We start from the raw sequence: 19,403 nt of genomic DNA, 5'->3' as shown, positions 1-19,403 counted from the left end.
GTCGCCATGGCAGACCATCAGGAAGCATCCGTCACCCTGCCGAGCGAACCGGCCTCGGTTTCCGTGGCCCGTAAATTCGTCGCCGAAGTGCTGGCCGAATGGGGCCTGCCGCGCGACGGCGAAGTCGCCGACACCGTCCGCCTGATCGTGTCCGAACTGGCCACCAACGCCGTCCAGCACACGTTCGGGCAGTCGCCCACCTTCACGGTCGGAGTGCGCCTCGAACGGGAGGAACTGCTGCGCATCGGCGTCACCGACAGCCATCCACGGTTCCCGAAGCGGCTGCCCGCGGCCGTCCAGCAGGACAACGGCCGCGGGATGGTGATCATCCGCTGGCTGACCGCCGAATGCGGCGGCAGGCTTTCCGTCCTGCCGACCCGGGAGGGCGGCAAGACGGTCTCCATCGAACTCCCGTGGACGGTCCCGGTGCGTCCGGTGCCCGCCGGGTGGCCTCAGGAACCCTGAGACACGTCGTCCCGGCGTCCCGCGGCCTCCGGCCTGCCGTCTCCCGCCCGGTGCCGTCCGGCCCGCCCGAAGGCACCGCGCAGCAGGGCGCGGAACGCGTCGGCCGCCGGTGCCGCTCCGTCCGTCCGGTGGACGACCGAGATCGTACGGCGCAGATCTCCCGGCTCCAGCAGTCTCGTGCCCACCGGCGTCGCCGCCGTCGCCGCCACCATCTCCGGCACGACCGCGACCCCGAGCCCGGCGCTGACCAGCGCGCACACCAGGGCGTAACCCGGGGTCTCGACGAGCACCGAGGGTGTGGCCCCCGCCCTGGCGAGCGCGGCCTCCACCCCCTGCCGGGGAGGGTGGTCCGGGGCCATGCTGATCAGTGGCTGCCCGGCGAGCCCGGCGAGCGGCAGCCGCGCCGAACCGCCCGCGAGAAGGTGACCGGGAGCGGTCACCAGCACCAGTTCCTCGACGAGGACCGGCTCGACGCCCACGGACGACGGGAGCGGAACCGGCGGGGCGGGCTGGTAGGTGTGCGTGAGCGCCAGGTCCACCTCGCCGGCCGCGACCGCCGCGATCCCGTGCGGCGGTTCGTAGTCGGCGACCGCGAGGGCCACGTCCGGGTGGGCCCGGCGGAAGGCGCTCAGCACGGGCGGCAGCAGATGGATGCCCGCCGTCTGGAAGGTGCCGAGCCGCAGGGTGCCGCCCGACAGTCCCGTCAGACGGGCCAGTTCGTGCCGGGCCAGCTCCATCTCGTCGAGGACCCGGCGGGCCCGTACGACCAGCAGTTCACCCGCACCGGTGAGCCGGGTCCCGCGATGGGAGCGGACCAGCAGCGCCGTCCCCGCCTCCCGCTCCAGCTTCGCCACCTGCTGGGACAGCGCCGGCGGGCTGTATCCGAGGCGTTCGGCGGCCCGGGTGATGGACCCCGCCTCGGAGATCGCCACCAGCGCCGCGAGTCGCGTCGGGTCGTACACCGCATCCCTCCCCGGCCCGGCGGCACCCTTCCGGGTCTAAACGATCGCTTAAGACCGGGCCAGGATATTCGACATACCTGCTGAAGGCCCGTGCCCGGCAGTCTGGGGGCATGGACGCACAGCTGATCGCCTTCACGGGCGTCGCCGCGGGCATGGTCGCCATGCCGGGCGCGGACTTCACCGTCGTCGTACGCAACGCCCTCGTCTCCCGCCGGGCCGGAGTCGCGTGTGCCCTCGGCATCGCGGGCGGACTGCTGCTCCACACCGCGCTCGCCGTCGCCGGGGTCGCCGCCGTCCTGACCGCCGTGCCGGCGCTCTTCCGGACGCTCCAACTGCTCGGCGGGGCCTATGTGCTGTACCTGGGCCTGCGCACGCTCGGATCGCCGGGCCGTCCGAGCGAGGTGGCGGCCGACGGGACCGGCACGGCCCGGAGCGCACGTCCGCTGCGTCAGGGCTTCGTCACCAACGCGCTCAACCCGAAGGCGCCCATCACGTTCCTGAGCCTGCTGCCGCAGTTCGTGCCCGCGGGCAGTGCCGCGATGCCGCGGACCCTGCTGCTCGCGCTGATCGTGGTCGTCCTGGCCCTGGTGTGGTTCCCGGCGGTCGCGCTCCTGGTGGACCGGCTCGGGCGGTGGCTGCGCGGGCCGCGTGCCGCACGTGCCGTCGCGGGACTCACCGGCGGCGCCCTCACCGCTTTGGGCCTCGTCCTGGTGCTGGAACCCCTCACGAGCTGAGGGGGCGTGCGGAGCGCTTCGGGAGCCCGGAGCCCCTCGGGAGCCGAGAGGCCGTCCGAAGGAGTCCCCCGGGTGCCGGGAGGGCGCCGCAGCGGCCCGGGAAGGGCCCGCACCGGGGGCGGCGAGGTCCGCCGCCCCGGGCGCGGGTCAGCCGACCCTGCCGTACCAGACGCTCCTCGTCCAGATCCTCTCGAGCTTCACCACTTCCCCGGTCTTCGGGGAGTGCCAGATCTTTCCCTTACCGGCGTAGATGCCGACGTGGTACACGTTCCGGCCCGAGTGGAAGAACACCAGGTCACCGGCCTTGCGGTGCGAGGCCGAGACATGGTGCGTCTTGTTGTACTGCGCCGCGGCGGTACGGGGCAGCGTCTTGCCCGCCTTCTTGTACGAGTAGAGCGTGAGCCCTGAACAGTCGAAGCGGTGCGGTCCGGTGGCGCCCCACTGGTAGGGGGAGCCGTGCTTCGACGCCGCGACCTGGAGTGCCCGCGTCGCGAGAGTGGCCGCCTCGGCGTCGGGTGCGGCGCCGGGAACCACCAGGCTGCCGCCCACCGCGGCAAGGGTGAGGGCCGAGGCCGTACCGGCCCTGGTCCACAGCGACGGGACACGATTGAGCGCAGTCATGCGCAACCCTTCGTCAGCCGCCTGTGAAGGATGACCTGTCGGATTCGGGCTGGCGAAGTTGCCCGGCCGCGGTTGCGGCTTCACCCCAAGGACCGCCCGGAACTGTTCCGGCGGCCCGTCTAGCTGGGTCCTCCACTCCTGCCGATCCACTCCTGTCGACCGGGCATCCGGGCGGCGGCAGGACTCGGCGTCCGCCCGGACCGCCCCGCCGCTGTGGCGGGGGCTTGTCGTCGGAAGGGATCTTCACTCATGAGAGTCGAAAAAACCGAGCGGAACCGGCGTTTTGTGGGCTTACTCACCAATCACCCGTTCGAGTGAACACCCCTCTGTTCGGGCACGTGTTGGGGACACCGATGAGGTCCGCACCTGCGGCGAAGGTCCTCATCCGGCCTTTGCCCTCCGCGTGTTGCGCAACTCGGAGGGGTCGCAGAAAGGACCCGTAAATACGCCATCGGGGGGTACACCATCCGGTCCGTTTGAGTCGCGGGCTGGACGTCACCGCCCCGCCGCGCGTACCGGCCCGCCGGTGTGGGTCCGTCAACTTCCCGGTTCGGGCGGCACGGTGACCCGGGCCGCCCGGCGCTCACCGCCGAGCACCCGCAGAGCCTGGGCCAGTGTCGGGGCGTGCACCTCGCTCTCACCCCGCTGGTGCATGAGCGCGAGAGCGTCCCGCAGGGCCTCCGCCTTGCCGACCAGCGCCTGAGCCGCCCTCAGGCCGCGATAGGTGTCTCCGGGGCGGGACGGATTGATGCGGCCGACCAGGTCGACCACGTCGAGATAGCGGTCGATCAGCTCGGCCTCGGCGCGGGTCAGTGCGGGCAGCGGGGGAAGGTCCGGGATCATCGGCCGCTCACCTCGCGCCGGGCGTCCGGCCCGCGGGCCTGCGGCTCGGGACGATCCGGTCGATCAGCCCGTAGGCCAGCGCCGTCGGCGCGTCGAGGATCTTGTCGCGCTCGATGTCCGCGGCGACCCGCTCCGGGCCCTGTCCCGTGTGGCGCCCGAGCATCTCCTCCAGGATCTCGCGGGTGCGGGCCAACTCCTCGGCCTGGATGACCAGATCGCCGGTCTGCCCCTCGACCGGCTCCGGGAGCGACGGCTGGCGGAGGAGCACACGGGCTCCCGGCAGCGCGAGCCGCTTGCCCGGAGTCCCGGCGGCCAGCAGCAGCGCCGCGGTCGACTCCGCCCGGCCGAGGCAGATCGTCTCGACGTCGCAGGTCACGAACCGCATGGTGTCGTAGATCGCGGTCATCGCGCCGAAGGAGCCGCCCGGGGAGTTGATGTACAGCGAGATGTCCTGCTCGGGCGCCTGGTGTTCGAGGTACATGAACTGCGCCGTGACGTCGTTCGCCGCGGTGTCGTCGATCGGTGTCCCGAGGAACACGATCCGCTCGCCGAGCAGCTTCGAGTACGGATCCAGGGTCCGCACTCCCGTGCTCGTGCGCTCGGTGAACTCGGGCAGGACGTAGCGGGCGGACGGGCTGTCCATGGCGCGCCTCCTCACATCGATGTCTGTAAAAAATGTACAGGACGTACGTCGTCAGGGGAGGGGGCCCTGCCGAGAGCGAAAACGGTGGCGGCCGGGCGGAGAAGGTGTCGAGGTGTGCCGCGCACCGTCGGCCGGGGCGATCTCGCGCCCCGCCCGGCGGGCGGGGCCCGGTCTAAGCTGGACGTCATGGCCTACGAGATTCCGGTGACGCAAGCCAGGGCTGAGCTCGCCGAACTGATCAACCGCGTCGTGTACGGCGGTGAGCGCGTCGTCGTGACGCGGCACGGGAAGCCGCTCGTCGCCCTGGTCTCGGCCGCCGACCTGGAGCGCCTCGAAGAACTCCCGGAGCGCGCCGACGACCAGGTGCTCAGCTCTCTGTCCAGCGTCCGTGACGTGGCGTCCGCGCCCCGTGAGCACCAGCGGTTCGGCATCGCGGCGGAGCACCGGGGGCCCAGCGCCTCCTAGGGCCCGTCTGCGCCGGGCCCCGTTTCCTCCAGGGCCCCGTTTCCTCCGAGGCGGCTCTCGCACTTGCTCCGGGGCGACTCCGGCGCGTCGCGCGGACGGCCGTATACGTCCGGTCACCGGCAGCCTCGCCGCGTTCCGGGGTGCCGCCGCGGCCCGGCCGGACGGATCCGGGCAAGCGGGGCCCTCTCGCGGACCCGAAGGGCTCCTCCGGCCCGGCCCGGAAGGGATCACGGGCCGGTTAACGTCCTCGAAACTCCGGCCAACTAGCGTGCCCATCCACGCCACCAGGGGTTTCGGTGGCCGCGGCCACCGGGCCCCGCACGGTCCGGAGCGAGGATGTGAGGTGGGACGTCGTGCAACTGACCCCGCACGAGCAGGAGAGGCTGCTGATCCATGTGGCGGCCGATGTCGCCGAGAAGCGCCGGGCCCGCGGACTGAGGCTGAACCACCCCGAGGCCGTCGCCCTGATCACGTCGCACATCCTCGAGGGCGCCCGCGACGGCCGCACCGTCGCCGAACTGATGTCCTCCGGGCGCAAGATCCTCACCCGGGACGACGTCATGACGGGCATCCCCGAGATGATCCACGACGTCCAGGTCGAGGCGACCTTCCCGGACGGCACCAAGCTGGTCACCGTCCACGACCCGATCGTCTGACGGAGGGGGAAAAAGCAGTGATTCCCGGAGAGTTCCTCTTCGCCGACGAACCCGTCGTGTTCAACGAGGGCCGCGAGGCCACCCGTCTGACCGTTCTCAACGCCGCCGACCGTCCCGTCCAGGTCGGCTCCCACTACCACTTCGCCGAGGCCAATCCCGGTCTGGACTTCGACCGCGCCGCCGCGCGCGGCAAGCGGCTCAACGTCGCCGCCGGAACGGCCGTGCGTTTCGAGCCCGGGATCCCCGTCGACGTCGAACTCGTCCCGCTCGCCGGCGCCCGTGTGGTGCCCGGACTGCGCGGTGAGACCGGGGGTCCCCTCGATGCCTGAGATCTCGCGTGCCGCGTACGCCGACCTGTTCGGTCCGACCACCGGCGACCGCATCCGCCTCGCCGACACGGACCTGCTGATCGAGATCGAGGAGGACCGCTGCGGCGGGCCCGGACTCGCCGGTGACGAGGCGGTGTTCGGCGGGGGCAAGGTCATCCGGGAATCCATGGGCCAGGCACGCGCCACGCGCGCGGACGGCACCCCGGACACGGTCGTCACCGGCGTCGTCATCGTCGACCACTGGGGGATCGTCAAGGCCGACGTCGGCATCCGCGACGGCCGGATCTCCGGCATCGGCAAGGCCGGCAACCCCGACACCATGGACGGCGTCCATCCCGACCTGGTGATCGGCCCCGAGACCGAGATCATCGCGGGCAACGGACGGATCATGACCGCGGGCGCCATCGACGCCCACGTCCATCTGATCTGTCCGCAGATCGCGGACGAGGCCCTCGCGTCCGGCATCACCACGCTCGTCGGCGGCGGCACGGGCCCCGCCGAGGGGTCCAAGGCGACCACCGTCACCCCCGGCCCCTGGCACCTGGCCCGGATGCTGGAGGCGATGGAGGGGTACCCGGTCAACTTCGGTCTGCTCGGAAAGGGCAACACCGTCTCGCACGAGGCGATGCTCTCGCAGATCCGGGGCGGCGCCCTCGGCCTGAAGATCCACGAGGACTGGGGCTCGACACCCGCCGCGATCGACGCCGCGCTCACCGTCGCGGACCGCACCGGCATCCAGGTCGCCATCCACACCGACACCCTGAACGAGGCCGGGTTCGTCGCCGACACCCTCGCCGCCATCGCGGGACGCGGGATCCACGCGTACCACACGGAGGGCGCGGGCGGCGGGCACGCGCCGGACATCATGACCGTGGTGTCCGAGCCGTACGTCCTGCCCAGCTCGACCAACCCGACCCGGCCCTACACCGTCAACACCGCCGAGGAACACCTCGACATGCTGATGGTCTGTCACCACCTGAACCCGGCGGTGCCCGAGGACCTGGCCTTCGCCGAGTCCCGCATCCGGCCCTCCACCATCGGGGCCGAGGACATACTCCACGACCTCGGCGCCATCTCGATCATCTCCTCCGACTCCCAGGCCATGGGCCGCGTCGGCGAGGTCGTCATGCGGACCTGGCAGACGGCCCATGTCATGAAGCGGCGCCGGGGCGCCCTGCCGGGTGACGGCCGCGCGGACAACCACCGGGTCCGTCGCTATGTCGCCAAATACACGATCAACCCGGCGCTCGCGCAGGGACTCGCCCGCGAGATCGGTTCGGTGGAGACCGGCAAGCTCGCCGACCTGGTCCTGTGGGAGCCCGCGTTCTTCGGGGTCAAGCCGCATCTGGTCGTCAAGGGAGGCCAGATCGCGTACGCGCAGATGGGCGACGCCAACGCGTCCATCCCGACCCCGCAACCGGTCCTGCCCCGGCCGATGTTCGGGGCGATCGGGCGGGCCCCGGCCGCGAACTCGTTCAACTTCGTGGCCCCGCTGGCCATCGAGGACGGACTGCCGGAGCGGCTCTCGCTGGGCAAACGGTTCGTCGCCATCGAGTCGACGCGGGCGGTGACCAAGGCCGACATGCGGGAGAACTACGCCCGGCCCGACGTGCGGATCGACCCCGACAGCTTCGCCGTGCACATCGACGGGGAGCTCGTCGAGGCGACTCCGGCCGCCGAACTGCCCATGGCCCAGCGTTACTTCCTCTTCTGATGTCCCGGGCCGCACTTCTCGTCCTGGCCGACGGCCGCTTTCCCGCCGGAGGGCACGCGCACTCCGGCGGGGCCGAGGCCGCCGTCAGGGCCGGGCGGATCACCGGGGCGGCGAGTCTGGAGGACTTCTGCCGGGGTCGGCTGCACACGAGCGGACTCGTCTCGGCCGCGCTGGCCGCGGCGGCCGCGCTCGGGGTCGATCCGGTCGCCCTGGACGCGGCCGCCGACGCCCGCACGCCCTCGCTCGCCCTGCGGGTCGCCGCGCGCCGCCTGGGCCGGCAGCTCGTGCGGGCGGCCAGGGCGACCTGGCCCTCCGTCGAACTCGACGCACTGGCACGGGAGTTCCCCAAGGGGGCGCATCAGCCGGTCGTGCTGGGCGTGACCGCGCGGGCCGCCGGGCTCGGGCCCGAGGACGCCGCGTACTGCTCCGTGTACGAGTGCGTGAGCGGGCCCGCGTCGGCGACGGTGCGGCTGCTGAGCCTCGACCCGTTCGAGGCGACGGCCGCGCTGGCCCGGCTCGCGCCGGAGCTGGACGTCGTCGCCCGCGCGGCGGCGGATGCGGCGCGACGGGCCCTCGACGAGGGGGTCGAGGCACTGCCCGCGGCGTCGGCACCCTTGCTGGAGATCGGCGCGGAGGCGCACGCGGCCTGGCCGGTGCGGCTCTTCGCGTCCTGACGGCCGCACACTCTCTGACCGCCGGAACGCGGACGGGTCCGCTCGGTGCCGCCGCGGACACCCAGTCCGCAGACCTTGCCGTCCCCAGCCAGAGAGCCGGAGAGCCGGACCGGGTCACCCGGTCACCTTGGTCGCCCTGGTCCCCCCCGGGTGACCGGGGTGACCGAGGTGACCGGACGACCGGGGTGACCGGACCAGCCGTCGGCAACCCGCCACCCGAACCAGATCCCCCCGCTCCGAACGAAGTTGGAGTCGTATCGTGCACCTCGATCACACCCACGACGGGCCGTCCGCGGTCAGTGCCGACGCCCGTCGGCCCGACGGACGGCGCCGCGCCCTGCGCATAGGGCTCGGTGGCCCCGTCGGCTCCGGGAAGACCGCCACCGTCGCCGCGCTCTGCCGTGCGCTGCGCGACGAACTGTCCCTGGCCGTCGTCACCAACGACATCTACACCCGCGAGGACGCCGAATTCCTGTTGCGGGAGGCGGTCCTGCCGCCCGAGCGGATCACCGCCGTCGAGACGGGCGCCTGCCCGCACACCGCGATCCGGGACGACATCTCCGCCAACCTCGAAGCGGTCGAGGACCTGGAGGACGAGATCGGGCCACTGGACCTGATCCTCGTGGAGTCCGGTGGCGACAATCTCACCGCGACGTTCTCCAAGGGGCTGGTCGACGCGCAGATCTTCGTGATCGACGTGGCGGGCGGGGACGACATCCCGCGCAAGGGCGGGCCCGGTGTCACGACGGCCGACCTGCTCGTCGTGAACAAGACCGACCTGGCACCGTATGTGGGCTCGGACCTGGGCCGGATGGCGACCGACGCCAAGGCGCAGCGGGCCGGACTCCCGGTGGTGTTCCAGTCGTTGCGCACCGAGGCCGGCGTCACGGCGGTCGCCGGCTGGGTGCGGGAGCGACTCGCGGCGTGGACGGCGTGACGACGGCGGGAGTCCGCGCCACCGCGCGGATCGAGGCCCGGGACGACGGCCGGGGCGGGACTTCGCTGCCGGTGCTGGAGGGCCAGGGCCCGCTCGCCCTGCGCCGGACCCGGGGCAGCGGGTCCGAGGCGCGCGTGATGCTCGTCGGCGCGATGAGCGGACCGCTCGGCGGCGACCACCTCGTCGTCGAGGCCCGGGTCGGCCCGGGCGCGCGGCTGCGGGTCGGCTCGGTGGCCGCCACCATCGCGCTGCCCGGACAGGCCAAGGGAGAGGCCCGCTACGACGTCCGCCTCGACGTCGCCGACGGAGGAGAACTGTGCTGGCTGCCCGAGCAGTTGATCTCCGCCGGCGGCAGTGAACTGTCCGTCTCCGCGCGGGTCGACCTGCGCGGAGACGCCCGGCTCGTCCTCCGGGAGGAACAGGTGCTCGGGCGCGTGGGAGAGGAACCCGGGCGGCTCACCAGTCGTCTCACCGTACGGCGTGACGGACGGGCCCTGCTCGAGCAGGAGTTGGCCTGCGGTCCCGGGGCGCCCGGAGGCTGGGACGGGCCGGCTGTTCTCGCGGGGTATCGGGCACTTGGGCAACTGATCGTCGTACGACCGGAGTTCGAGAGAGAACTGCCGGCGGCGCGTCCGCTCGGCGAGCACGCCTCGCTCACCCCGCTCGCCGGGCCCGCCGTGCTCGTGACGGCGCTCGCCCCCGACGCGCTGGTGCTGCGACGAGTGCTGGACGAAGCACTGCGCGAACTCACGTGACGTCAATTATGTTTTCAGAAAGGTGAGTTCACGTCAGATTCACCGCTCACCGGAACATGGCATACCGGCTATCGGATTGGTAAAGAACACCGGTCACGTCTGTTCTCAGGGGCCTCACAGCCGAAAGGATCCCCGTACCAATCGCAATGATGTACGGGGAGGTCACACTTGAGGTCCAAGAGACCGACGAAACGGGTGGCGGCGTTCGGCTCGGCCGGAGTGCTCGTCACGGCGACCCTGATAGCCGGAGCCGTCGCGGCACCGTCGGCCACCGCCGACTCGCGGCACGGCCACGGGCAGAGCCGTGAGCAGCGTGGAGCGGCCGTCGCCGCCGAGCGTGCCGCCAAGGCCGGGATCGACTGGCAGGACTGCCCGGCCGACTGGGGCTTCGAGAAGCCGATCCAGTGCGGCTGGGTGAGCGTGCCGCTGGACTACGCGCACCCCTACGGCAAGCAGCTGAAGCTGGCCGTGGACCGCATCGGGAACACCGGTACCAAGGAGGAGCGCCAGGGCGCGCTCGTCTACAACCCGGGCGGCCCCGGCGGTTCCGGCATGCGCTTCCCGCGCCGTGTCACCACCAAGAGCCCCCTGTGGGTGAACACCGCCAAGGCGTACGACTTCGTGGGCTTCGACCCGCGCGGTGTCGGTCACTCGGCGCCCATCTCCTGCATCGACCCGCAGGAGTTCGTCAAGGCGCCCAAGGCGGACCCGGTCCCGGACTCCGAGGCCGACAAGCGCGCCCAGCGCAAGCTGGCCGCGGAGTACGCCGACGGCTGCGCCGAGCGCACCGGCAAGGCCGTGCTGGCGCAGATGACCACGCCCAACACGGCACGCGACCTCGACGTCATCCGGGCCGCGCTCGGGGAGAAGAAGCTCAACTACCTGGGCGTCTCCTACGGCACCTACCTCGGAGCCGTCTACGGCACGCTCTTCCCGGGGCACGTGCGCCGCATGATCGTCGACAGTGTCGTCAACCCGGCGCGCGAGAACATCTGGTACCAGGCCAACCTGGAGCAGGACATCGCCTTCGAGGGTCGCTGGAAGGACTGGGAGGACTGGGTCGCCAAGAACGACGCGACCTTCCACCTCGGCGACACCCGCGCCAAGGTGCAGGACCAGTGGCTGAAGCTGCGCGCCACCGCGAAGAAGGCCCCGCTGGGCGGCGTCGTCGGCCCCGCCGAGCTGATCTCCTTCTTCCAGAGCGCCCCGTACTACGACTCCTCGTGGGTGCCGACCGCCTCGGTGTTCAGCAAGTACGTCGCCGGTGACACCCAGGCGCTCGTCGACGCCGCGTCCCCCGACCTGTCGGACACGGCGGGCAACATCTCCTCGGAGAACGGCAACGCCGTGTACACGGCCGTCGAGTGCACCGACGCGCAGTGGCCCACCAGCTGGAAGAAGTGGGACCGGGACAACACGCGGCTCAACGCTCAGTACCCGTTCATGACCTGGGCCAATGCATGGATGAACCTGCCGTGCGCGACCTGGCCGGTCAAGCAGCAGTCCCCGGTGGAGGTGAAGACCGGCAAGGGCCTGCCCGCCGTCCTCATCGTGCAGTCCACCAATGACGCCGCCACCCCGTACCCGGGCGCCGTCGAACTGCACAAGCGCTTCAAGGGCTCCCGCCTGATCACCGAGCAGGGCGCGGGCTCGCACGGTGTGACCGGCCTGGTCAACCCGTGCATCAACGGGCGGGTGGACTCCTACCTGCTCACCGGCAAGACGGACGCCGCCGACGTGACGTGCACCCCGCACGCCACTCCGCAGCCGTAGTCCCGACCGCACGAAGGGGGCGGCCGGGAAACCGGCCGCCCCCTTCGCCGTGCACGGCGCGGGCGTCTGTGACGTCCGACCTCAACTCATCGGCATGCGCGGGAACTTGCGCCCCGACTCGGCCTTCTGCGCGGCCTCCTCGGCCTTGACGACGGCCGCGTACCGGTCGACGTACTCCTGCTCGGACAGCGACAGGATCGCGTACATGATCTCGTCCGTGATGGCGCGCAGGATCGCCTTCTCACCCTCCATCCCGGCATAGCGCGAGAAGTCGAGGGGCTTGCCGAAGCGGATCACCACGGGGTGGATCCGCGGGAGCTTCCGGCCCGGGGGCTGGGCCTCGAAGGTGCCGATCATCGCGCAGGGAATCACCGGGGCCTGGGCCCGCAGCGCCATCACCGCGACGCCGACCTTGCCCTTGTACAGCCGCCCGTCGTGCGAACGGGTGCCCTCGGGATAGATGCCGAGGAGCTCGTCCTTGCGCAGCACGCCGAGCCCCTCGCGGATCGCGGCCTGTCCCGCCTCCTTGCCGGAGCGGTCCACCGGGATCTGCCCGATGCTGCGGAAGAAGGCGGCCGTCAGCCGCCCCTTGATGCCGGGGCCGGTGAAGTACTCGGCCTTCGCGAGGAAGGTGATCCGGCGCTTCAGCATGGCCGGCATCAGGAAGTGGTCCGCGAAGGACAGGTGGTTGCCCGCCACGATGGCGGGACCCGACGACGGTATGTGCTCAAGGCCCTCGATCCGAGGCCGGAAGACCAGCCTCAACAGTGGACCCAGAAGCACATATTTGAGCACGTGATAGAACACTGGGGCGCTCCTCTTTTCCCCTGGGGAGCGATCAGTGTAGGCGCGGCCGTCGCCGGGCGTAACCGCTGCGGTGTCACTCTCTGTGGCCTCTTGGCCGGTATCAGACCCCTTGCGTCAGAACTTTCTCCAGAGACCCGAGAGCCGACAGGAGTTCCTCGGCCGTGATGGTGAGCGGCGGCGCGAGGCGGATGGTCGAGCCGTGGGTGTCCTTGACCAGAATCCCCTCGTCCATCAGGCCCTGGCTGATCTCCCGGCCGGTGCCGATGGACGGGTCGATGTCGACGCCCGCCCACAGGCCCCGGGACCGGAAGCCCTGGACGCCCCGGCCCACCAGAGCCGTCAGCCCGTCCCGCAGCACCACGCCGAGCTCGGCCGCCCGGCGCTGGTACTCGCCGGTCTCCAGCAGGCCCACGACCGCCGAGCCGACGGCCGCGGCCAGCGGATTGCCGCCGAACGTGGAGCCGTGCTCACCCGGACGCAGCACGCTCAGCACGTCCCGGCGCCCGACGACCGCGGAGACCGGCACGATGCCGCCGCCGAGCGCCTTGCCGAGCAGCAGCAGGTCGGGGACGACCGCCTCGTGCTCCACCGCCAGGGTGGTGCCGGTGCGGCCGAGGCCCGACTGGATCTCGTCCGCGACGAACAGGCAGCCGGTGCGGCGGGTGAGCTCGCGGACGCCGGCGAGATAGCCGTCGTCCGGGATGATCACGCCGGCCTCGCCCTGGATGGGCTCGATCAGCACCGCGGCCGTCGTCTCGTCGATCGCCGCCTCGAGCGCGGCCAGGTCGTTGTACGGGACGACCCGGAAGCCGGGGGTGAAGGGGCCGAAGCCCGCGCGGGCCGTCTCGTCGGTGGAGAAGCTGACGATCGTGGTCGTACGGCCGTGGAAGTTGTCGGCCGCCACCACGACGGTGGCCCGGCCGGGCTCGACGCCCTTCACCTCGTACGCCCATTTGCGGGCCACCTTGATGGCGCTCTCCACCGCCTCGGCGCCCGTGTTCATCGGCAGGACCATGTCCAGGCCCGTCAGGGCGGCCAGGGACTCGGCGAATCCGGCCAGCTGGTCGTTGTGGAAGGCCCGTGAGGTCAGGGTGAGCCGGTCCAGCTGGCGGTGCGCCGCCTCGATCAGCACCGGGTTGCGGTGGCCGAAGTTGAGGGCCGAGTAGCCCGCCAGCATGTCGAGGTAGCGGTGCCCCTCGACGTCCTCGACCCAGGTGCCCTCGGCGCGCGCGACGACCACGGGCAGCGGGTGGTAGTTGTGCGCCAGAACGGGTCCCTCGGCCCGGATCAGTTCCTCGGAGCTGCGTGCGTCGGCACCGGCGGACGCGGTGGCGCGGGCGGGAGCGGTCATGAACGGATCTCCTGTGTGCAGCACTTGATGCCGCCGCCGGCCTTGTGGAGCTCCGACAGGTCGACGGGGACGGGGACGTAGCCATGGGTCACGAGCTGGTCGGCGAGGGCCTCGGCACGCGGCGCGATGAAGACGTGGCGGCCGTCCGAGACGGAGTTGAGGCCGAAGGCGAGGGCGTCCTCACGGGTGGCGAGCACCGCGTCCGGGAACAGCCGGCCCAGCACCTCGCGGCTGCCGGGCGAGAACGCCTCCGGGTAGTACGCGATGTTGTCCTCGTCGAGGACGAACAGCGCGGTGTCCAGGTGGTAGAAGTGCGGGTCCACCAGGCGCAGGCCGATCACCGGGACACCGAAGAACTCCTGGACCTCGCGATGCGCCTCGGGCGTGGTGCGAAAACCCGTACCGGCGAGGATGTAGCGGCGCGTCGGGACGAGATCGCCCTCGCCCTCGCACACCGACTCCGGACGGTAGACGTCGAAACCTGCCGTCTTGAACCAGGTCTCGTACGCGGTGGACTCGGGGCGGCGCTCGGGTGCGTGGAAGGAGGAGCCGAAGACACGGCCCTCCAGGACGAGCGCGCAGTTCGCGGCGAAGACCATGTCGGGCAGGCCGGCGACCGGCTCGACGGACTCGACGGTGTGGCCGTGGGCGCGATAGGCGCTGATCAGCGCCTGCCATTGAGCGCCCGCGAGATCGACGTCCACCGGGGTGTCGGGACGCATCCACGGGTTGATCGCGTACTGCACGGCGAAGTGTCTGGGTTCGCAGACGAGAAAGCGCCGGGGGCGCGGCACACGGCTTTCGGACACAGAGAGGTTCCTCCGCTTCCTGCGGTGTCATCTGGTGGGATGTCTCCACGGTAAGAAGCGGGAGACAGGCTCGACAAGCGCGGAGAGCTGCGCGTATACGCAGTACTGCTGCGTGATCGGCGGGGTCAGCGCACGTTTCCTGCGTCGTCCGGGGCGGCGTGGGTCGCCCCGGCCTCCGGGGCCTCGGGCAGCAGATGGGACAGCACCATGTAGCTGATCGTCTTCCGGATGAACGGTTCCACCCGGATGCGCTCCAGGACCTCCTCGAAGTGCTCCACGTCGACGGCCCGTACGTGCAGCAGCGCGTCCGCGCCGCCGGTCACCGTCATCGCCGCGGTGATCTCCGGATGGTTGCGCACCACCTCCGCGAGCCGCCGGGGCGGCGCCGCCCCCTCGCAGTACACCTCCACGTACGCCTCCGTGCGCCAGCCGAGCGCCGCGGGCTTCACCGTGGCCGTGAACCCGGTGATCACGCCCGTCTCGCGCAGCCGGTCGACACGGCGCTTGACCGCCGTCGCGGACAGCCCGATCGCCGCGCCGATCTCCGCGAAGCTCGTCCGGGCATTGGCCATCAGAGCGGTGATGATCTTGCGGTCCAGCTCGTCGAACATCGCGGGCTTGCTGTTCATTGCCGCACTGTATCCAGCGGTGGCCGTCGCCCCGCCGGGCATGACGACCGTGTCCGCCACGTGTCCAGTCGCGCGAAACGCTCCTACACTCCACTCTCATGCTGCGCGCGCTCGCCGTCGACGACGAACAACCCTCCCTCGAAGAGCTGCTGTATCTGCTGAACGCCGACCTCCGGATCGCCGGCGCCGAGGGTGCGAGCGACGCGACCGAGGCGCTGCGCAGGATCAACCGGGCCCTGGAGTCGGGCCCCGGCGGACCCGAGGCGATCGACGTCGTCTTCCTCGACATCCACATGCCCGGCCTGGACGGGCTCGACCTGGCCCGGCTGCTCGGCGGGTTCGCCCAGCCCCCGCTCGTCGTGTTCGTCACCGCCCACGAGGGATTCGCCGTACAGGCGTTCGACCTCAAGGCCGTCGACTACGTCCTGAAGCCCGTACGCCGCGAACGGCTCGCCGAGGCGGTCCGCCGGGTCGCCCAACTGCGGGACACCGCACCCCTGATCCCCGTCCACGAGCCCGACCCCGACCACATATCCGTCGAACTCGGCGGCGTGACACGCTTCGTGGCCGTCGAGGACATCACCCACGTCGAGGCCCACGGCGACTACGCCCGGCTGCACACCGCGCAGGGCAGCCACCTGGTGCGCATCCCGCTGTCCACCCTCGAGGAACGCTGGCGCTCCCGCGGCTTCGTCCGCATCCACCGGCGCCACCTGGTCGCGCTGCGCCACATCGGCGAACTCCGCCTGGACGCGGGCACGGTGAGCGTCCTCGTCGACTCCGTCGAACTCCAGGTCAGCCGACGGCACGCCCGCCAGCTGCGCGATCTGCTGCTGCGCCGGACCACGAGCTGAGGAGCACCGCGTGCCGCAGGACCCCACCGAACGCCGCGTGGTCGTCACCGGAGTGCCCAGGCACACCCTCCCGCACGCCCGGCTCCGCTCGCGCGGGCGGTACCCCCATGCCTCCGGCTACTACCGGCCGAGGACCGAGATCGACGAACAGACCACACTCGGCCACACCTATGTACGCTCCCTGATGCGCAGTCAACTCCGGTCCGCGTGCGTCACGTTGGCCGTTCTGGTCCTGCTCGTCGGACCGCTGCCGCTGGCCTTCGCCGCGATGCCGGACGGCGCCGGCCTGGAATGGGCAATCCTCGGCTTCAGTCTCTACCCGCCGTTGGTGCTGCTCGCCCGCTGGTACGTGCGCCGGGCCGAACGCAACGAGCAGGACCTCGTGCGCCTGGTCGAGGACCGCTGAACCGTGGACGAGAACTACTCCGTTCCCGCCGTCGCCCTCGTCGTCGTCGCGACCGTCCTGGTCGGCGCCTTCGGGCTGCGCATCTCCCGCACCACCTCCGACTTCTACGTCGCCTCACGCACCGTCGGCCCCCGGCTCAACGCGGCCGCGATCAGCGGCGAATACCTCTCCGCCGCCTCCTTCCTCGGCATCGCCGGCCTGGTGCTCGTCCAGGGGCCCGACATGCTCTGGTACCCGGTCGGCTACACCGCCGGCTATCTCGTGCTGCTCCTCTTCGTCGCGGCACCCCTGCGCCGCTCCGGTGCCTACACCCTGCCCGACTTCGCCGAGGCCCGGCTCGGCTCCCAGGCCGTCAGACGGCTCGCCGGAGCCTTCGTCGTCGGCGTGGGATGGCTCTACCTGCTGCCCCAACTGCAGGGCGCGGGGCTGACCCTGGCGGTCCTGACCGACGCGCCCGACTGGTTCGGCGGGGTCCTGGTCGCCGTCGTGGTGGTGGCCACGGTCGCCGCGGGCGGCATGCGCAGCATCACCTTCGTCCAGGCCTTCCAGTACTGGCTCAAGCTCACCGCCCTGCTCGTCCCCGCGCTCTTCCTGGTCCTCGCCTGGCAGTCCCACGGTGCCCCCCGCGACGCCTTCGACGAACCGCCGGCCTTCCGCGAACAGCGCCTGGTCCAGGTCGACTCCACGCTCGACCTGGTGCTGTCCCGGCCGCTCACCGTCACCGCGACCGGCACGGTCGACGGCCGGCGGTACGAGGACGCGCGCGTCCGGCTGCCACGGGGCACCCACCGCATCGGCGGCGGCACCCGGCTGACCTTCGACCGGGGAGCCCCGGTCCCGGCGGCCGGACGGGACGGCGCCGACGCCCTGTCGGCCTCGGCGGCCACCGGCCACGAGGAACGCCCGCTCTACGCCACCTACGGACTGATCCTCGCCACCTTCCTCGGCACGATGGGCCTCCCTCACGTCGTCGTCCGCTTCTACACCAGCCCGCACGGTGTCGCCGCCCGCCGCACCACCGTCGCCGTCCTCGGCCTGATCGGCGCCTTCTACCTCCTGCCGCCCCTCTACGGCGCCCTGGGCCGGCTGTACGCCCCCGAACTCAGCCTCACCGGCGACGCGGACGCCGCCGTCCTCCTGCTGCCCGACCGGATGATCGGCGGAGTGGGCGGGGACCTGCTCGGGGCACTCGTCGCCGGCGGCGCCTTCGCCGCGTTCCTCTCGACGGCCTCCGGACTGACCATGGCGGTCGCGGGCGTGCTCACCCAGGACGTGCTTCCCTCCCGCGGCGTACGGCACTTCCGGCTCGGCACCGTCCTGGCCATGGCCGTACCGCTCGCCGCGAGCGTGCTGGTCGGCGGGCTGCCCGTCGCCGACGCCGTGGGTCTCGCGTTCGCCGTGTCCGCCTCCTCCTTCTGTCCGCTGCTGGTCCTCGGCATCTGGTGGCGCCGGCTCACCCCGCCCGGGGCGGCGGCCGGGATGCTCGGCGGCGGGGGCGCGGCACTCGTCGCCGTCGGCGCGACCATGGCCGGCTATCCGGGAACGGCGGGCCCCTTGCGCGCGCTGCTCGCCTGGCCGGCGCTCTGGTCGGTGCCGCTAGGCTTCGTGACCATGGTGCTGGTGTCGCTGGCCACCCCTGCCCGGGTGCCGGCCGGGACGGCGGCGATCCTCGCCCGCTTCCACCTCCCGGAGGAACTCACGGACGGTCAGGTCCGCGCCGCGGCGGGCGGAACCACGGGTACGGATGCGGCGTCCGGGACGGTGAACGGGTGAGCGGGTTCATCGCCGGGCTGTGCGTGGCCGTACTCCCGTTGCTGGCGGCCGGGTTCTGGCTCGGCAGGCGCACCGCGCGGCCCGAGAACCTGGGAGGACTCGGCACCCCGGTCGAGCACGCCACCTTCCAGACCCTGCACACCGCCTCGCTCGCCGCGCCCCCGCTCCGCGCCGGACTCACCGGGGAGACGGCCGGCCGGTCCGCGCGGCGGCTGCGCACCCTGCTCGGCACGGACGCCCTGTGCCTCACCGACCAGGAGACGGTCCTCGCCTGGGACGGCGTCGGCGCCCACCACCGCGCCGAGGTCATGGAACGTCTCGGCGGCCCGCTGGAGACCGGCCGCGGCGAGGCCTTCCGGCTCACCTGCGACGAGCCCGACTGTCCGCTGCGCTGGGCCGTCGTCGCACCGCTCACCGTCGACGAACGGGTGCACGGAGCGCTCGTCGCCTGCGCACCCCGCGAGTCCGCGGTCCTCGTGCGGGCCGCGGGCGAGGTCGCGCGCTGGGTCTCCGTCCAGTTGGAACTGGCCGACCTCGACCAGTCCCGGACCCGGCTGATCGAGGCCGAGATCAAGGCACTTCGAGCCCAGATATCCCCGCACTTCATCTTCAACTCGCTCGCCGTGATCGCCTCGTTCGTCCGCACCGATCCCGAGCGGGCCCGCGAACTGCTGCTGGAGTTCGCCGACTTCACCCGCTACTCGTTCCGAAGGCACGGCGACTTCACCACCCTCGCCGACGAACTGCACGCCATCGACCACTACTTGGCGCTGGTTCGGGCCCGGTTCGGCGAGCGGCTGTCCGTCACCCTGCAGATCGCCCCCGAGGTGCTGCCGGTCGCGCTGCCCTTCCTCTGCCTCCAGCCCCTCGTGGAGAACGCCGTCAAACACGGACTCGAGGGCAAGACCGACAAGAGCCACATCAGCATCACGGCCCAGGACGCCGGTGCCGAGGCGCTCGTGGTCATCGAGGACAACGGCATCGGCATGGACCCGGAACGGCTGCGCCGCATCCTGTCCGGAGAGGTCGGCCCCTCCGGGGGGATCGGGCTCTCCAACGTCGACGAACGGCTGCGCCAGGTGTACGGCGACGATCACGGCCTGGTCATCGAGACCGCGGTGGGAGCGGGCATGAGGATCACCGCACGGCTCCCCAAATACCAGCCAGGCGTGCACTCCGCGGCCCGGCGCCCCCGGCAGTGAA

At 71.7% G+C, this 19,403-nt stretch carries 22 protein-coding genes and 1 riboswitch; of the genes, 14 read left to right on the top strand and 8 right to left on the bottom strand.

Annotation, left to right across the window (positions count from 1 at the left end; translation table 11 throughout):
- Nucleotides 1–6 precede the first annotated feature (6 nt).
- Nucleotides 7–465: an ATP-binding protein gene (locus ACH4S8_RS10120; protein ID WP_398392232.1), complete on the top strand. Its 459-nt coding sequence runs from the start codon at nucleotides 7–9 to the stop codon at nucleotides 463–465.
- Here ACH4S8_RS10120 and ACH4S8_RS10115 read toward each other — a convergent pair.
- Entirely contained in the window at nucleotides 453–1,427 is a 975-nt protein-coding gene (locus ACH4S8_RS10115) for a LysR family transcriptional regulator (protein ID WP_398392231.1), read from the bottom strand. The genes ACH4S8_RS10120 and ACH4S8_RS10115 overlap by 13 nt on opposite strands.
- Before the next feature lie 110 nt (nucleotides 1,428–1,537).
- On the opposite strand from ACH4S8_RS10115, the gene ACH4S8_RS10110 reads away from it, so the two are divergent.
- A complete protein-coding gene (locus ACH4S8_RS10110; protein WP_398392230.1) occupies nucleotides 1,538–2,161 on the top strand; it encodes a LysE family translocator in 624 nt (207 codons plus the stop codon).
- Nucleotides 2,162–2,308: 147 nt separating this feature from the next.
- Here ACH4S8_RS10110 and ACH4S8_RS10105 read toward each other — a convergent pair whose 3' ends face one another.
- From ACH4S8_RS10105 to ACH4S8_RS10095, 3 genes are all read right to left on the bottom strand, one after another.
- A complete protein-coding gene (locus tag ACH4S8_RS10105; RefSeq protein ID WP_398392229.1) occupies nucleotides 2,309–2,782 on the bottom strand; it encodes a C40 family peptidase in 474 nt (157 codons plus the stop codon).
- Nucleotides 2,783–2,785: 3 nt separating this feature from the next.
- Nucleotides 2,786–2,982, bottom strand: a riboswitch (cyclic di-AMP (ydaO/yuaA leader).
- Between the two features lie 337 nt (nucleotides 2,983–3,319).
- On the bottom strand, nucleotides 3,320–3,625 hold the full coding sequence (locus ACH4S8_RS10100; protein ID WP_398392228.1) for a hypothetical protein: 306 nt from the start codon (nucleotides 3,623–3,625) through the stop codon (nucleotides 3,320–3,322).
- Nucleotides 3,626–3,632: 7 nt separating this feature from the next.
- The gene (locus ACH4S8_RS10095; protein WP_398392227.1) at nucleotides 3,633–4,268 is read right to left on the bottom strand and encodes an ATP-dependent Clp protease proteolytic subunit; all 636 of its coding nucleotides are present in this window, start codon (nucleotides 4,266–4,268) and stop codon (nucleotides 3,633–3,635) included.
- 186 nt (nucleotides 4,269–4,454) lie between these two features.
- On the opposite strand from ACH4S8_RS10095, the gene ACH4S8_RS10090 reads away from it, so the two are divergent.
- The 8 genes from ACH4S8_RS10090 (at nucleotide 4,455) to ACH4S8_RS10055 (ending at nucleotide 11,571) form a co-directional block, all read left to right on the top strand.
- Entirely contained in the window at nucleotides 4,455–4,733 is a 279-nt protein-coding gene (locus ACH4S8_RS10090) for a type II toxin-antitoxin system Phd/YefM family antitoxin (RefSeq protein WP_398392226.1), read from the top strand.
- Nucleotides 4,734–5,086: 353 nt separating this feature from the next.
- Nucleotides 5,087–5,389, top strand: a complete 303-nt coding sequence (locus tag ACH4S8_RS10085; protein WP_103550668.1) for an urease subunit gamma — start codon at nucleotides 5,087–5,089, stop codon at nucleotides 5,387–5,389.
- A 17-nt stretch (nucleotides 5,390–5,406) separates the two neighbouring features.
- A complete protein-coding gene (locus ACH4S8_RS10080; protein WP_398392225.1) occupies nucleotides 5,407–5,718 on the top strand; it encodes an urease subunit beta in 312 nt (103 codons plus the stop codon).
- Entirely contained in the window at nucleotides 5,711–7,432 is a 1,722-nt protein-coding gene (locus ACH4S8_RS10075) for an urease subunit alpha (RefSeq protein ID WP_398392224.1), read from the top strand. Before ACH4S8_RS10080 ends, ACH4S8_RS10075 begins: the two co-directional genes overlap by 8 nt.
- Complete coding sequence (locus ACH4S8_RS10070) at nucleotides 7,432–8,106, top strand: urease accessory protein UreF (protein ID WP_398392223.1); 675 nt, start codon at nucleotides 7,432–7,434, stop codon at nucleotides 8,104–8,106. The genes ACH4S8_RS10075 and ACH4S8_RS10070 overlap by 1 nt, the downstream gene beginning before the upstream one ends.
- Nucleotides 8,107–8,365: 259 nt before the next feature.
- On the top strand, nucleotides 8,366–9,043 hold the full coding sequence (gene ureG, locus ACH4S8_RS10065; protein WP_398392222.1) for an urease accessory protein UreG: 678 nt from the start codon (nucleotides 8,366–8,368) through the stop codon (nucleotides 9,041–9,043).
- The gene (locus tag ACH4S8_RS10060) at nucleotides 9,031–9,798 is read left to right on the top strand and encodes an urease accessory protein UreD (protein WP_398392221.1); all 768 of its coding nucleotides are present in this window, start codon (nucleotides 9,031–9,033) and stop codon (nucleotides 9,796–9,798) included. Before ureG ends, ACH4S8_RS10060 begins: the two co-directional genes overlap by 13 nt.
- A gap of 168 nt (nucleotides 9,799–9,966) precedes the next feature.
- Nucleotides 9,967–11,571 (top strand): alpha/beta hydrolase, encoded by a 1,605-nt coding sequence (locus tag ACH4S8_RS10055; RefSeq protein ID WP_398392220.1) that lies wholly within the window; start codon nucleotides 9,967–9,969, stop codon nucleotides 11,569–11,571.
- 81 nt (nucleotides 11,572–11,652) lie between these two features.
- Here ACH4S8_RS10055 and ACH4S8_RS10050 read toward each other — a convergent pair whose 3' ends face one another.
- From ACH4S8_RS10050 to ACH4S8_RS10035, 4 genes are all read right to left on the bottom strand, one after another.
- Nucleotides 11,653–12,378, bottom strand: a complete 726-nt coding sequence (locus tag ACH4S8_RS10050) for a lysophospholipid acyltransferase family protein (protein ID WP_398392219.1) — start codon at nucleotides 12,376–12,378, stop codon at nucleotides 11,653–11,655.
- A gap of 100 nt (nucleotides 12,379–12,478) precedes the next feature.
- A complete protein-coding gene (gene rocD / locus ACH4S8_RS10045; protein ID WP_398392218.1) occupies nucleotides 12,479–13,729 on the bottom strand; it encodes an ornithine--oxo-acid transaminase in 1,251 nt (416 codons plus the stop codon).
- Nucleotides 13,726–14,538 (bottom strand): dimethylargininase, encoded by an 813-nt coding sequence (gene ddaH / locus ACH4S8_RS10040; RefSeq protein ID WP_398392217.1) that lies wholly within the window; start codon nucleotides 14,536–14,538, stop codon nucleotides 13,726–13,728. The genes rocD and ddaH overlap by 4 nt, the downstream gene beginning before the upstream one ends.
- Before the next feature lie 125 nt (nucleotides 14,539–14,663).
- On the bottom strand, nucleotides 14,664–15,167 hold the full coding sequence (locus ACH4S8_RS10035) for an Lrp/AsnC family transcriptional regulator (protein ID WP_151470518.1): 504 nt from the start codon (nucleotides 15,165–15,167) through the stop codon (nucleotides 14,664–14,666).
- 98 nt (nucleotides 15,168–15,265) lie between these two features.
- Here ACH4S8_RS10035 and ACH4S8_RS10030 point away from each other — a divergent pair, with 98 nt between their 5' ends.
- The 4 genes from ACH4S8_RS10030 to ACH4S8_RS10015 are packed head-to-tail and all read left to right on the top strand — an operon-like array spanning nucleotide 15,266 to nucleotide 19,402.
- Nucleotides 15,266–16,021, top strand: a complete 756-nt coding sequence (locus ACH4S8_RS10030; RefSeq protein WP_398392216.1) for a LytR/AlgR family response regulator transcription factor — start codon at nucleotides 15,266–15,268, stop codon at nucleotides 16,019–16,021.
- 10 nt (nucleotides 16,022–16,031) lie between these two features.
- On the top strand, nucleotides 16,032–16,427 hold the full coding sequence (locus ACH4S8_RS10025; protein ID WP_398392215.1) for a hypothetical protein: 396 nt from the start codon (nucleotides 16,032–16,034) through the stop codon (nucleotides 16,425–16,427).
- Nucleotides 16,428–16,430: 3 nt separating this feature from the next.
- Nucleotides 16,431–18,200 (top strand): cation acetate symporter, encoded by a 1,770-nt coding sequence (locus ACH4S8_RS10020; RefSeq protein WP_398392214.1) that lies wholly within the window; start codon nucleotides 16,431–16,433, stop codon nucleotides 18,198–18,200.
- A complete protein-coding gene (locus ACH4S8_RS10015) occupies nucleotides 18,197–19,402 on the top strand; it encodes a sensor histidine kinase (protein WP_398392213.1) in 1,206 nt (401 codons plus the stop codon). The genes ACH4S8_RS10020 and ACH4S8_RS10015 overlap by 4 nt, the downstream gene beginning before the upstream one ends.
- Nucleotide 19,403 lies beyond the last annotated feature (1 nt).

This window comes from Streptomyces sp. NPDC021080 (genome assembly GCF_044333225.1).
In the GTDB taxonomy this organism is placed as follows: domain Bacteria; phylum Actinomycetota; class Actinomycetes; order Streptomycetales; family Streptomycetaceae; genus Streptomyces.
Note: the sequence above shows the minus strand (reverse complement) of the source record. Positions and strands in the feature narration are given on the sequence as shown.

Bases quoted from the DNA above. Each gene is read 5' to 3' on its own strand.
- ACH4S8_RS10095 (WP_398392227.1), bottom strand. From the start codon at position 4,268: ATGGACAGCCCGTCCGCCCGCTACGTCCTGCCCGAGTTCACCGAGCGC.
- ACH4S8_RS10100 (WP_398392228.1), bottom strand. From the start codon at position 3,625: ATGATCCCGGACCTTCCCCCGCTGCCCGCACTGACCCGCGCCGAGGCC.
- rocD (WP_398392218.1), bottom strand. From the start codon at position 13,729: ATGACCGCTCCCGCCCGCGCCACCGCGTCCGCCGGTGCCGACGCACGC.
- ACH4S8_RS10110 (WP_398392230.1), top strand. From the start codon at position 1,538: ATGGACGCACAGCTGATCGCCTTCACGGGCGTCGCCGCGGGCATGGTC.
- ACH4S8_RS10075 (WP_398392224.1), top strand. From the start codon at position 5,711: ATGCCTGAGATCTCGCGTGCCGCGTACGCCGACCTGTTCGGTCCGACC.
- ACH4S8_RS10070 (WP_398392223.1), top strand. From the start codon at position 7,432: ATGTCCCGGGCCGCACTTCTCGTCCTGGCCGACGGCCGCTTTCCCGCC.
- ACH4S8_RS10035 (WP_151470518.1), bottom strand. From the start codon at position 15,167: ATGAACAGCAAGCCCGCGATGTTCGACGAGCTGGACCGCAAGATCATC.
- ACH4S8_RS10090 (WP_398392226.1), top strand. From the start codon at position 4,455: ATGGCCTACGAGATTCCGGTGACGCAAGCCAGGGCTGAGCTCGCCGAA.
- ACH4S8_RS10105 (WP_398392229.1), bottom strand. From the start codon at position 2,782: ATGACTGCGCTCAATCGTGTCCCGTCGCTGTGGACCAGGGCCGGTACG.
- ACH4S8_RS10030 (WP_398392216.1), top strand. From the start codon at position 15,266: ATGCTGCGCGCGCTCGCCGTCGACGACGAACAACCCTCCCTCGAAGAG.
- ACH4S8_RS10120 (WP_398392232.1), top strand. From the start codon at position 7: ATGGCAGACCATCAGGAAGCATCCGTCACCCTGCCGAGCGAACCGGCC.